At 60.8% G+C, this 12,961-nt stretch carries 10 protein-coding genes and 1 pseudogene; 6 read left to right on the top strand and 5 right to left on the bottom strand.

Annotation, left to right across the window (positions count from 1 at the left end; all coding sequences use genetic code 11):
- Window positions 1-25: 25 nt before the first annotated feature.
- Window positions 26-465, bottom strand: a pseudogene (locus PFLQ2_RS10895) (CBS domain-containing protein).
- Window positions 466-767: 302 nt separating this feature from the next.
- On the opposite strand from PFLQ2_RS10895, the gene PFLQ2_RS10900 reads away from it, so the two are divergent.
- Window positions 768-3,131, top strand: coding sequence for a DNA polymerase II (locus PFLQ2_RS10900; RefSeq protein WP_003183026.1), 2,364 nt, complete (start codon window positions 768-770; stop codon window positions 3,129-3,131).
- A gap of 155 nt (window positions 3,132-3,286) precedes the next feature.
- Here the strand turns inward: PFLQ2_RS10900 and PFLQ2_RS10905 are convergent, their stop codons facing one another.
- Together PFLQ2_RS10905 and PFLQ2_RS10910 are read right to left on the bottom strand one after the other, a co-directional pair.
- Complete coding sequence (locus PFLQ2_RS10905) at window positions 3,287-4,108, bottom strand: aldo/keto reductase (protein WP_003183024.1); 822 nt, start codon at window positions 4,106-4,108, stop codon at window positions 3,287-3,289.
- Window positions 4,109-4,265: 157 nt separating this feature from the next.
- Window positions 4,266-5,417, bottom strand: a complete 1,152-nt coding sequence (locus PFLQ2_RS10910) for an aldose epimerase family protein (protein ID WP_003183022.1) — start codon at window positions 5,415-5,417, stop codon at window positions 4,266-4,268.
- Between the two features lie 320 nt (window positions 5,418-5,737).
- Here PFLQ2_RS10910 and PFLQ2_RS10915 point away from each other — a divergent pair, with 320 nt between their 5' ends.
- The 3 genes from PFLQ2_RS10915 (at window position 5,738) to PFLQ2_RS10925 (ending at window position 8,126) form a co-directional block, all read left to right on the top strand.
- The gene (locus tag PFLQ2_RS10915; RefSeq protein ID WP_033046551.1) at window positions 5,738-6,457 is read left to right on the top strand and encodes a hypothetical protein; all 720 of its coding nucleotides are present in this window, start codon (window positions 5,738-5,740) and stop codon (window positions 6,455-6,457) included.
- Window positions 6,458-6,564: 107 nt separating this feature from the next.
- Window positions 6,565-7,350, top strand: a complete 786-nt coding sequence (locus tag PFLQ2_RS10920; RefSeq protein ID WP_003183018.1) for a sulfite exporter TauE/SafE family protein — start codon at window positions 6,565-6,567, stop codon at window positions 7,348-7,350.
- 215 nt (window positions 7,351-7,565) lie between these two features.
- Complete coding sequence (locus PFLQ2_RS10925; protein WP_003183016.1) at window positions 7,566-8,126, top strand: DUF4174 domain-containing protein; 561 nt, start codon at window positions 7,566-7,568, stop codon at window positions 8,124-8,126.
- A gap of 48 nt (window positions 8,127-8,174) precedes the next feature.
- On the opposite strand, the gene ampC is transcribed toward PFLQ2_RS10925, so the two are convergent.
- Complete coding sequence (ampC, locus tag PFLQ2_RS10930) at window positions 8,175-9,323, bottom strand: class C beta-lactamase (RefSeq protein WP_003183014.1); 1,149 nt, start codon at window positions 9,321-9,323, stop codon at window positions 8,175-8,177.
- A gap of 274 nt (window positions 9,324-9,597) precedes the next feature.
- Between ampC and PFLQ2_RS10935 the strand changes: the two genes are divergently transcribed.
- Together PFLQ2_RS10935 and PFLQ2_RS10940 are read left to right on the top strand one after the other, a co-directional pair.
- On the top strand, window positions 9,598-10,476 hold the full coding sequence (locus PFLQ2_RS10935) for a Dyp-type peroxidase (RefSeq protein WP_003183012.1): 879 nt from the start codon (window positions 9,598-9,600) through the stop codon (window positions 10,474-10,476).
- Between the two features lie 78 nt (window positions 10,477-10,554).
- Window positions 10,555-11,301: an SDR family oxidoreductase gene (locus PFLQ2_RS10940; RefSeq protein WP_003183011.1), complete on the top strand. Its 747-nt coding sequence runs from the start codon at window positions 10,555-10,557 to the stop codon at window positions 11,299-11,301.
- 150 nt (window positions 11,302-11,451) lie between these two features.
- Here PFLQ2_RS10940 and mapR read toward each other — a convergent pair whose 3' ends face one another.
- Window positions 11,452-12,861, bottom strand: a complete 1,410-nt coding sequence (gene mapR, locus PFLQ2_RS10945) for a GntR family transcriptional regulator MpaR (protein WP_003183008.1) — start codon at window positions 12,859-12,861, stop codon at window positions 11,452-11,454.
- Window positions 12,862-12,961 lie beyond the last annotated feature (100 nt).

The following is a 12,961-nucleotide window of genomic DNA, read 5'->3' as shown; positions in this document are numbered from 1 at the left end:
GAATGAGCAACCCCGACCCCGCGGATCATTCGCCGCGAATGTATTGCTCCAGTTGTCGGATCAGGTCCGCCTGCTCGGCAATGGCTTCCTTGACCAGGTCACCAATGGACAACAGGCCGACGAGCTTGCCGTCCTCGACCACCGGCAAATGCCGCAGATGTTTCTCGGTCATGATGCTCAGGCAGGTCTCGACATTCTGGTGCGGGTCTATGGTGATCACCGGGGATACCATGATGTCACTCACCTTCGTGCCCACCGATGAGCGTCCATGCAAGACCATTTTGCGCGCATAGTCGCGCTCACTGATGATCCCCAGCACTTCATCGTTCTTCACCACGAGCAAGGCGCCGACGTTTTTCTCGGCCATGCGCATCAGGGCCTGCAATACCATGTCGTCCGGTGAGATGGTGTGCACTTGCTGGTTTTTTCATCTTTTATCCGGAGCAACTGCGCGACGGTTTTCATGGGGAAGCCTCGGGTGATGTTTTTGCGGGTGATTCAAGCATCGTAGACCCAACGGCGCAGAGCAAGCGGTAAAGCGGCGGCCAGTCGTCCAAAAGCGTCATGGCCGGTGAATTCCCCCTCGATCCGATGCCCTGCGCTGTTGTGGCGAGGGAGCTTGCTCCCGCTGGGCTGCGTAGCGGCCCCAAGTTCTTGACGACCGCTGCGCGATCGAGCGGGAGCAAGCTCCCTCGCCACGGTTGAGCGGGTGAAGTCTCCTCGCCACAGGTAGAATCGCGCCATACACACATTTCGAGGTTGTAGCGGTGGATTTACAGCAGGGCTTCGTCCTGACCCGGCATTGGCGCGATACCCCGGCCGGCACCGAAGTCGAATTCTGGCTGGCGACCGACGCCGGCCCCCGGCGGGTGCGTCTTGCGGCGCAGCCGTCGGTGGCATTTGTGCCGCAGGTCCAGCGCGGCCAGCTTGAAGCCCTGCTGCAAGGCGAAAAGGACATCGAACTGCGCCCCTTGGACCTGCTGGATTTCGAGCATCGCCCGGTGCTCGGCCTGTATTGCCAGCAACACGCCCAATTGATGCGCCTGGACACCACCTTGCGCCGTGCCGGCGTCGAGGTGTTCGAGGCGGATGTCCGGCCACCGGAGCGCTACCTGATGGAGCGCTTCATCACCGCGCCGGTCTGGTTCGGTGGGACCCCGGCTGCCGGCGGGCTGCTGGTTGATGCGCAGATGAAACCGGCGCCGGAGTATCGCCCGCCGTTGCGCCTGGTGTCCCTGGACATCGAGACCACCGCCCAGGGCGATTTGTATTCCATCGCCCTTGAGGGCTGCGGCGAGCGTCAGGTCTACATGCTCGGGCCGCCCAATGGCGACGATACCGGCGTGGATTTCCAGCTCCAATACTGCGAATCGCGTACTGAGCTGCTGAAAAAACTCAACGACTGGTTCGCCCGTTTCGACCCCGATGCGATCATCGGCTGGAACCTGGTGCAGTTCGATCTGCGCGTGCTGCATGAACACGCCCGACGGCTGGCCGTGCCGTTGCGCCTGGGGCGTGGCGGGGAAGAGATGCAATGGCGCGAACACGGTGCGCGCAACAACCACTTTTTCGCCTCGGCGGCCGGTCGGTTGATTATCGACGGCATTGAGTCCCTGCGTTCGGCCACATGGAGCTTCCCCTCGTTCAGCCTGGAAAACGTTGCACAGACGCTGCTGGGAGAGGGCAAGTCCATCGACAATCCCTACCAGCGCATGGACGAGATCAATCGCATGTTTGCCGAGGACAAACCGGCTCTGGCCCGCTACAACCTCAAGGATTGTGAGCTGGTGACGCGGATCTTCGCCAAGACCGAGCTGCTCAAGTTCCTGTTGGAGCGGGCCAGTGTCACTGGCCTGCCGGCGGACCGCAGCGGCGGTTCCGTGGCAGCCTTCACGCACCTGTACATGCCGCTGATGCACCGCCAGGGTTTCGTAGCGCCGAACCTCGGGCAGCGCCCGCCGGAGGCCAGCCCGGGAGGGTTTGTCATGGATTCCCAGCCGGGGCTCTACGAGTCGGTGCTGGTGCTCGATTACAAAAGCCTGTATCCGTCGATCATCCGCACGTTCCTGATCGACCCGGTGGGTTTGATCGAAGGCTTGCGTCACCCGGACGACCGCGAGTCGGTGCCAGGCTTTCGCGGGGCACGCTTCTCCAGGACTCGCCATTGTCTGCCGGCCATCGTGGCGCGGGTCGCCGAAGGTCGGGAAACCGCCAAGCGCGAACACAACGCACCGTTGTCCCAAGCGTTGAAAATCATCATGAACGCCTTTTACGGCGTGCTCGGTTCCAGCGGCTGTCGCTTCTTCGATCCACGGCTGGCCTCATCCATCACATTGCGTGGTCATCAGATCATGCAACGCACCCGGCAACTGATCGAAGCCCAGGGACATGTGGTGATCTACGGGGATACCGACTCCACATTCGTCTGGCTGCGCCGTGCCCATGGCCAGGAGGAGGCGGCGACGATTGGCCGCGAACTGGTGGCCCACGTCAACCAATGGTGGCGCGAACAGGTGCGTGAGGAATTTGGCCTGGAGAGTGCGCTGGAGCTGCAATTCGAAACCCACTTCAAGCGCTTCCTGATGCCGACCATCCGCGGCGCCGAGGAAGGCAGCAAGAAACGCTACGCGGGGCTGGTAACTCGCGCCGACGGCAGCGATGACATCATCTACAAGGGCCTGGAAACCGTGCGCACCGACTGGTCGCCGCTGGCCCGGCAGTTTCAGCAGCAACTCTACGGCAGGATTTTTCACCGCCAGCCTTATCAGGAATACGTGCGCGATTACGTGCAGCAGACCCTGGCCGGCGCGTTCGACGATCGGCTGGTCTACCGCAAGCGCCTGCGCCGCCCGCTGGAGGATTACGAACGCAACGTGCCGCCCCATGTCCGGGCCGCGCGGTTGGCCGACGAGTTCAACCAGCGCCAAGGCCGTCCGCGGCAATACCAGAATGGCGGCTGGATCAGTTACGTCATCACCGTGGCCGGGCCCGAGCCGCTGGAGATTCGCAGCGCACCGATCGATTACGATCACTATGTAACCAAGCAGCTCCAGCCGGTGGCGGACGCGATCCTGCCCTTTGTGGACGATGATTTTTCGACGTTGGTCGGCGGGCAGATGGGGTTGTTCTGAAGGCTGCGTCTTGTTGCTGTTGCTGTTGCTGTTGCTTTTTGCTGTTGTGGCGAGGGAGCTTGCTCCCGCTCGATTGCGCAGCGATCGTAAGAATAATGGGGCCGCTGCGCGCCCCAGCGGGAGCAAGCTCCCTCGCCACATAAAACTCTTTTGCTTTAGACCATCGCCAACCGCTGCTTGCCCTGGGGCTGTGGAAACATGAGGTCCAATGCCGCCAGGTCCTGAGGGTCGAGCTTCAGGTTGGCCGCTTCGGCATTCAAGCGCACATGGTCAGGTTGCACGGCCTTGGGGATGGCAATGACATTGTCCTGGCGCAGCAACCAGGCCAGCGCGATTTGCGCCGGCGTGGCGCCGTGACGTTCGGCGATCTGCCCCAGTGTGTGGTCCTTGAGCAGATGCTTGCCCTGGCCGACTGGACAATAGGCCATGACTGGCATGTTTCGTTGGCGGCACCAGGGCAGCAAGTCGAATTCGATGCCGCGCTCTTGCAGGTTATACAGCACCTGGTTGGTGGCGCAGGCGGGCGAGGCCAGTTCTTCAAGGTCGGCGACATCCAGGTTCGACACGCCCCAACGGCCGATCTTGCCTTCTTCGCGCAGGCGTTCGAAAGCCTCGACGGTTTCGTCCAGTGGGTACTGTCCACGCCAATGCAATAGATAAAGATCGATGTAATCGGTGTCGAGCCTGCGCAGGCTGCGCTCGCAGGCCAATGGAATGCCTTTGCGGCTGGCGTTGTGGGGGTAGACCTTGCTCACCAGGAACACTTGGTCGCGAAGGCCGGTGATCGCTTCGCCAACGACTGTCTCGGCGCCGCCCTCAGCGTACATCTCTGCAGTGTCGATCAGGGTCATGCCCAATTCGATCCCCAATCGCAGGGCTGCTACCTCCTTCTTGTGATGCGACGGTTCTTCACCCATGCGCCAAGTGCCTTGGCCGACCACGGGTACGGACACGCCGGCCAATTCGAGAGTCCTCATGCCTATCTCCTGTCGTTCGATCAATCATCCAATGGACAGCAGGATAGCCGGTAGGCGCTGCCAGAGACGGCGATCTTTTGATCTTGATATTTCACTCTCGACCTCATCGACCGAGAAAAGATCGCCGCCTGTGACAGTTCCTGCATGGACTTTTGTCTTACTTCGCCGAGAACTTCAGGACCATGGTCTGGGTGTAGGTCTGGCCCGGATCAAGCCTTGTGGACGGGAAATTCGGCTGGTTGGGCGAGTCGGGGTAGTGCTGGGTTTCCAGGGTAAACGCACCCCAATGTGGATAGACCTTGCCCTGCTTGCCCTTGACCGTGCCATCGAGGAAGTTGCTGGTGTAGAACTGCACGCCAGGCTCGGTAGTGAACAGCTGCAGGTGCCGACCGGATTGCGGATCGTATACCTCGGCGGCGACTTTGCTCACGTCGCCCTTGGCGTCCAGCGCCCAGTTGAAATCGAAGCCACCCTGTTTCGGTTCGGCGAACTTGAGCTGAGGGTGATCGGCCTTGATATGGGTGCCGATGGCGGTGGGTTTGGTGAAGTCCATCGGTGTGCCGGCCACCGGGGCCAGTTCGCCGGTAGGAATGAGTTTGCCGGTGACAGGCGTGTAATGCGCGGCGTGCAGGGTGGCGACCTGCTTGAGGATGTCGCCGTTACCCGCGCCGGCCAGGTTGAAATAGCTGTGGTTGGTCAGGTTCAGCACGGTGGGTTTGTCGGTGCTGGCTGCGTACTCGATCCGCAACTCGTTCTGCTCGTTGAGGCTGTAGGTCACGTCAGTCTTCAGCGTACCGGGAAAACCCATCTCGCCATCGGGCGACACGTAGGTCAGGGTAACGCCTACCGAATCCTTACCGTCATGAGGTTGGGCTTTCCACACGCGTTTGTCGAACCCTTGCGGCCCGCCGTGCAAGGAGTTGCCATGGTCGTTCTGCGGCACCTGGTAGCGCTTGCCGTCCAGCTCGAATGCACCGTCGGCCAGGCGATTGCCAAAGCGCCCGATCGTCGCGCCGAAATACACGCTGCCGTTCTTCTGGTAGCCCTGTACGTCATCGAAACCCAGCACGACGTCGGCCGTCTTGCCCTGTTTGTCCGGCACGCTCAACGACTGGAGGATACCGCCGTAGGTGATCACGGTGGCCTGCATGCCGTGACTGTTGCGCAACACGAATTTCTCCACCGCCGTACCGTCGTCGGTCTTGCCGAACGCGCTACGTTGGTTGGTCAGGCCGGCAGCCTGGGAAGCAGAGGTGGCGATCATCAGAGACACTCCGAGGGCCGTGAGCAGATGTCTGGATTCAAGCATGGTGTGACCTTCCTGTTGTTTTGTTGTTGTTTTGAACGCGGGTCGAGTCCGTTACTTGGTCGGACAGTGGTGGAGGTTTTTTTGTTCAGTAGTCTTTCTATTTGAGAGTAGAGAAGGGATTTATAGTCGGAAAAATAGATATTTCAATTAAAAAGTAAGACTAATTGAAGGGGGCGACGCTAAATCGAACTCAGACATTTTCTCCAGGTACTGCACTTTTATGGTTTTTGCCGCTCTATCCATGGCCTGGAAGCGGCGACCCCCATCGCTTCCCCATGCCAGACCGAGACTCGATGGCCGGTGCTTTTTATCCTGTGACAATGTTGCGACAGCGCTTTTCAGCCTGGGTGGCGGGTGTGTTGATGCTGCTCAGCGGTTGCAGCCACCAGCAGGGGCAGGACATGGTCACGCAGTTCAGCAACGCCAGGCCCCAGGAGTTCTTGCAGACCAGCGTCGACCGCATGGCCACGTTGTCGATGCATGACAACCTGCAGAGCCTTTATCTGCTGATGAGCAAGCTGTACCTGCGCAACCCCGAAGAGCTGCGCAAATCCGGCTTTCTCGATGCCCGCACCGCTGAGAAGCAGGTGCGCATGGCCATCGAGCAGCAGCAACCCTTGCCGACCCTGGGTGGCAGAAAGGACTTGGCCGCCCTGAGCTATGCCATGAGTCCGGATTTCCTGGGGGATCGGGTAGGGGCTTTCATCTATGCCATCGGTAGCATGCTGGTCACGGCCCATGGCAATCGCCTTGAGTTCTACATGACCGACGCCATCGACCCGCGTTTTGTCAGCAATGCGGCGCGCAACATTGAAAAAGCCACTTGGCTGCTCAGCCAGCGACAGGACAAGGAAGGCAAGCCATTGCTGTTCTCCAATGAAATTTCGGAGGAGGGCAGCAACCTCAGTTTCGCCGTTGAGTTCGGGAAAATCGTCGCGCGATTGGACTTGCTCACCCAGATGCTGGACGAGCGTTACCGGCGTATCGGGCTGAACTATGCACAGAGCCTGCTGTTCCTCAATTTCCTGCCGGTGCAGTGAAATTGCGCAAAAGGAATAAACATAGATCATATCGATATAGGGAGTTATAAGAAAAATCGCTATGCTCGCGGCCAGTTTTTTCATGCGGTCGCGTTGAGACGGGTTCAATGGATTTCGGTAATGTCGGTTTAGTCGTGGCGGGCCTGGTGGTCGGCTTCATCGTGGGAATGACCGGCGTCGGTGGCGGCTCGCTGATGACCCCGATCCTGTTGTGGTTCGGTATCAACCCGGCGACTGCGGTGGGTACGGACCTGCTGTACGCGGCCATTACCAAATCCGGTGGTGTGTTGGTTCACGCCAAGAACCGCAATATCGATTGGGCCGTCACGGGCTGGCTGACCCTGGGCAGCGTGCCGGCGGTGGGGCTGACGCTGTGGTTTCTCAATTGTCTGCACAGCTCTCCCGACGCCATGAACGCTGTGATCAAGCAAGCCTTGGGTGTCGTGCTGTTTGCCACCGCCCTGGCAATCCTGTTCAAGAAGCGCCTGCTGCAGTTCGCCCACGACCGCGCTGGCGGCCACTACAATCCATCCGGTTCGCGACTCAACGTACTCACGGTCATTACTGGCCTGGTACTGGGCACGATGGTCGCGCTGACCTCCATCGGTGCCGGCGCCCTGGGCACCGTCGCGCTGTTCATCCTCTATCCGTTCCTGGTCACCAAGCGCCTGGTGGGCACCGAGATTGCCCATGCCGTGCCGTTGACCCTGGTCGCGGGCCTTGGGCATGCGAGCATGGGCAACATGGATTGGCACATCCTCGGTTTCCTGCTGGTTGGTTCGTTGCCCGGTATTTACCTGGGCAGTCATTTGTCGGGACGTGTTTCAGACGAACTGCTGCGCCCGTGCCTGGCGGTGATGCTGGCGATGATCGGCTTCAAATTGGCGTTCTGATAACGTTGATGGGCCGGGGATAAATTTCCTCACCACAGGTTTTGTGTCTATCCCAAGTGGACCTGCACAGGAAATGGTTTCGCCTCTCCCCACGGTTGCGCAATGACCCCCCTGACCTAAGCTTGAAGGCAAGCAGGTGCTGTATCGGGCGACTCTCGCGGAACAATCGCCGCCATGTGCAATCAGTACAGCGTAAATATCAAAAGGAGAGGCGCATGCTCATTCGGTCTTTGACCTTCGCTACCTTGCTGGCTATCGCTGGCCCCCTGTTCGCCGCGGATGGCGATACTCCCTTGGTGGCGGAGGTGGGCAAGGCACGCCCCCTGATTGTCATCGCGCCCAGCACCGTCGACCCGGCCTGGGTCAGCCTGAAAAAAGCCCTGGAGGAGCCGGCCGGCAAACAAGGCTTTTCCGAGCGCAACATGGTGCTCTACACGGTGCTCAATACCATCGGTCAGCGCGATGGCAAAGACCTCGACCCGCAAAGCACCATGGCATTGATCCGTTCACTCAAGCTGGGGGCCGGCGCACAAACCAAGTTCATCCTGGTAGGCAAGGATGGGGAAAAGAAGCTTGAGCATTCCGGAGCAATCGAGCTCAAGGATATCTTCGAGGCCGTCGACAAGCTGCCTCCCGCAGAGAAAGAGGCGGCGGCCCCAACCCCACCGCCTGCGGCAGAACCTGCACCGACCAAGGATGCCAAGGGCGCCAAGCCCGGCAAGTCCGGCAAGGCGGGGAAAGCACCTGCTGCAGCACCCACGCCGTTGGATGATTGACAGACCCTTTTGGTGAGGGAACAAGCGCCCTCACCAAAGCCTGTCGGCTTACAGCCCTTGCAGCGCCGTCAAGATCTGATACGCGGCTTTCACCCGTTCCTCGTTCGGATAGTTCTTGTTTGCCAGCAGCACGATGCCCATGTCCTTGCCGGGAACGAACGCCGCGTAGGCGCCGAAGCCGCCGGTAGAGCCGGTCTTGTTGATCCAGGCGTCGTCAGGGGCTGGGCGCGGCGGGTCGAGCGGTTCGACCTTGTTTGCCTGCATGGCCATTGGCGTCGAATTGCCGGCCAGCAGCACCTCCAGACTCACCGGGTAAGGGTAACGCTCCCAGCCCAGCCCCTGGGTCATCCCACCGACCGTATAGAAGCCGGTGTGCGTGGTGGCGATGGCTTTGCGCAGGTCAGCGTCCAGTTTGCCGGGTCGCAGGTTGGCCTCGATGAAGCGGACCAGGTCCGATGAACTGGTCTTCACCCCATAAGCCTCGGAATCCAACGCGCCAGGCCCGACCCGCACGGGCTTGCCGTCCTTGGCATAGCCTTGGGCATATCGGCTCAACTGATCCTGCGGTACCCGCAGATAGCTGTGCTTGAGGCCCAACCCGGGCATCAGTGTGTGTTCCATCGCTTCGTCGAATGGTTGCCCCAGGCTGCGGGCCGCCAGGAAGCCGAACAAACCGATGCTGGGGTTTGAATAGAGCCGCTGGGTGCCGGCCGGGTAGAGCGGTTTCCAACCCTTGTAATAATCGAGCATCCGATCCGGATGGTCCGCCTCGTCGGGGAATTGCAGCGGCAGGCCGCCTGGGGTGTACGTGGCGAGGTTGAGCAGGCTGATGCCGTCGAAGGCACTGCCACGCAGCTCCGGGGCGAAGCGGCTCGCCGGGTCCGACAGGGACAGTTTGCCCTGGGCCTGGGCATAGGCACCCAAGGTGGCGGTAAAGGTCTTGCTGATCGAACCGATTTCGAAGAGGGTCTGGTCGTTGACGGGCTTCTTCGTATCCTTGGACGCCATGCCATAATTGAAGAAACGGTGCTGACCGTTATGTGTGATCGCCACGGCCATGCCGGCGATATTCTGCTGCTTCATCAAGGGTTGGATAACGGCATTGACCGTCTCTTCGAGGCGGTCCTGGGCAAAGCCCGGGGTCGTCCCGCAGGCCAATAGAAAAGTGCCTGTCAGTAGCGATTTGGCAACATGCATGTCGGACCGTCTCCTTTGATAGTGATGTTCAAGCCGCCCCTGTATACGGCAATTTCCAATGCCTTGGTGCGCCTGGAGGGAGGCCAATCTAGGAGGTTTTCTGTGGCTCGGCAATCGCGTGCCGTCTGCTCCCGGCCAGCTTCCGAGTTATCCGACCGGGTCGCAGGAGCGTTCCTACAAAAATCTTTGATGCCTCGGGCCTTTGGCCGCGCACGGCAAACCACACAAACCCGTGGCCGCCGGGTAAACTTGCGCTCTTTCTAAAGGAGTCGACATGAGCTACTACCAGCCCGGCATTCTCGCCACCCCTGTTCCGCCTCAGGCCCGTCATCTGTTTTTTGCCTTGGAATCGGTCGAGGCGCTGCCGGCTGCGATAGACAAGCTCTTGTTGTGGGTGGACGGTCGGGCCGTGGTCGGCTTGGGTGAATCGCTGGTCCAGGCTCTGGGCGCGCAAATCGACGGCCTTCGCGCATTTCCCGCACTGGCCGGGGTTGGGGTGGACAATCCCTCGACCCAGCACGCGTTGTGGTGCTGGTTGCACGGCGAGGATCGGGGTGAGCTCATGCACCGCAGCCGCGCCATCGAGGCAGCGCTGGCCCCGGCATTACGCCTGGTGCAGATGAACGAAACCTTCCGCCACATGACCGGCCATGACCTCACGGGTTACGAAGACGGCACCGAAAACCCTCACGACGAAGCTGCCATCGCCGCAGCCTTGGCCCAAGGCACCGATGGACTGCGCGGTGGCAGTTTCGCGGCGATCCAGCAGTGGCAACACGACCTGGACGGTTTCTCGGCGATGCAGCCCCACGAACGCGACAACATCATGGGCCGGCGCCTGAGTGACAACGAGGAAATCGACGAGGCGCCCGAATCGGCCCACGTCAAACGCACGGCCCAGGAGAGCTTCGCACCGGAGGCTTTTGTCGTGCGTCGCTCCATGCCTTGGATCGAAGGTGATCGCGCGGGCCTGATGTTCCTCGCGTTCGGTTTCTCCCTCGATGCCTTCGAAGCGCAATTGCGGCGGATGAGCGGCCTGGAAGATGGCATTACCGACGGCCTGTATCGCATGAGCCGGCCGATCACTGGCGGCTACTATTGGTGTCCTCCGCTGCTGGATGGGCGCCTGGATCTGCGGGCCCTGGCCCGTTAAGCGCAGCGGTTTGTGCAACGCGTGACGTGAACGCTATCCTTGGGGCGCACGTCATCCGTGGGAAGGGGAGAAGCTAAGGTGGAAAAAGTCATCGTCATCACCGGTGGCGGCCGCGGGATCGGGGCGGCCACGGCGCTGCTGGCTGCAGAGCTGGGTTATCGGATCTGCATCAACTACCAGTCCGATGAAAATGCCGCGCAGGACGTGCTTGAACAGGTCCGGGCGAAGGGCGCGCAGGCGATTGCCGTGCGGGCTGATGTCAGCATCGAAGATGAAGTGGTTGGCCTGTTCCATCGTGTGGACGCCGAACTGGGTCGCGTCACGGCGCTGGTGAACAACGCCGGCACGGTGGCGCACAAGTCCCGGCTCGATGAAATGTCCGAGTTCCGCATTCTCAAGATCTTGAAAACCAACGTGCTGGGGCCGATTCTCTGTGCCAAGCACGCAGTGCTGCGCATGTCGCCCCGCCATGGCGGGCAGGGTGGCAGCATCGTCAACGTGTCCTCGGTGGCGGCCCGCCTGGGCTCGCCAAGCGAGTACGTTGACTACGCAGCCTCGAAGGGCGCGTTGGACACCTTCACCATCGGCCTGTCCAAGGAAGTCGCCGGCGAAGGCATCCGCGTCAATGCGGTTCGTCCGGGCTACATCTATACCGATTTCCACGCCCTCAGTGGCGACCCGGACCGGGTCAGCAAGCTGGAATCGGCGATCCCCATGGCCCGTGGCGGTCGTCCGGATGAAGTGGCCGAAGCGATTATCTGGCTGCTGTCGGACAAGGCCTCGTATACGACCGGGACGTTTGTGGACCTGGGCGGTGGACGCTGAGGTTCTGGATTTTGGTTTTCAGGACCGGCCTCTTCGCGAGCAAGCCCGCTCCCACCCTGGATCTGATGTGCACACAAGATATGTGTTCGCAGGAGAACACAAGTGGGAGCGGGCTTGCTCGCGAACGCGATAACCAGGTCAACATCGCATTCAAAAGGATCGAATAATCCGCCCCAACGTCTCCATCGCCTGTTCCGACGCCTCGGTCCACGGGCTGCCGTAATTCAAGCGGATGCAGTTCCGAAATCGCCGGGTCGGTGAAAAAATCGGCCCCGGGGCGATGCTGATGCCCTGGGCCAAGGCCATCTGGAATAATTTCAACGAGTCCATCTGTTCCGGCAGTTCCAGCCACAGGAAGTAACCGCCCGCCGGTTGGCTGACGCGGGTCTGGGCCGGAAAGTAGCGGGCGATCGCGGCAAGCATTGCACTTTGCTGTTCCTCCAGGGCGTAGCGCAGTTTGCGCAAGTGACGGTCGTAGCCGCCATGTTGCAGGTAGTCGGCGATGGCGGCCTGGGCCGGCATCGAGGCGCATAACGAGGTCATGAGCTTGAGCCGTTCGATTTTCTGCGCGTAGCGCCCGGCGGCAACCCAGCCGATGCGATAACCCGGTGCCAGGCTCTTGGCGAATGAGCCGCAGTGCATCACCAATCCTTCAGTGTCGAACGCCTTGGCCGGCTTGGGCGCCTGCTGGCCGTAATAAAGCTCAGCGTAGACGTCGTCTTCAATCAGCGGCACCTGATGACGGCGCAGGAGTTCCACCAGCGCTTGTTTCCTTTCCTCGGGCATGGTCGCGCCCATGGGGTTCTGGAAACTGGTCATGCACCAGCAGGCCTTGATCGGATGACGTTCCAGGGTCTGCGCCAACACGTCCAGGTCAATGCCGTCGCGCGGATGGACGGGAATTTCCACGGCCTTGAGCTTGAGCCGTTCCAGCACTTGCAGGCTGGCGTAGAACGCCGGTGCCTCGATTGCTACCAGGTCGCCAGGCTCTGTCACGGCTTGCAGGCACAGATTCAAGGCTTCCAAAGCGCCGTTGGTGACCAGCAATTCCTCCATGGGCAGCATCAAGCCGCCGACCATGTAACGCAGGGCGATTTGTCGACGCAACTGTGGGTTGCCCGGAGACATGTCGGTAACGACCATGCGCGGGTCCATGTCCCGCGTGGCGCTGGACAGGGAACGGGACAGGCGCTGCAGGGGGAACAGCGAAGGGCTGGGGAACGCCGAGCCGAAGGGGATGGTGGTTGGGTCCTTGATCGAATCCAGTACTGAAAACACCAGTTCGCTGACATCGACTTCGGTGGACTCGTGCACCTGGCTGCTGATTGCCGGCTCGGAAAAAGGACTCGGCGCGTGCGTATTGACGAAATAGCCGGAACGCGGCCGGGCTCGGATCAAGCCCCGTCGCTCCAGCAGGTAGTAGGCCTGGAACACGGTGGATGGGCTGACGCCATAGGTCTGGCTGGCGTAACGCACCGACGGCACGCGCTGGCCCGGCCCCAGCATGCCGGAGCGGATCAGTTCAGCGATGTCATCGGCGAATTTTTCGTAGCGTTTCATGGCGGGCCCGGTTTGGAGAGGCATGTGGTTTGCACTTCAACTGTGGGAACTGGCTTGCTCGTGATGGTGGCTGCATATTCGCCATCTTCGGTCCAGGCAG

The sequence above is a fragment of the Pseudomonas fluorescens Q2-87 genome, assembly GCF_000281895.1.
GTDB lineage: Bacteria > Pseudomonadota > Gammaproteobacteria > Pseudomonadales > Pseudomonadaceae > Aquipseudomonas > Aquipseudomonas fluorescens_S.
This window is presented reverse-complemented; position numbering and strand designations above follow the sequence as displayed.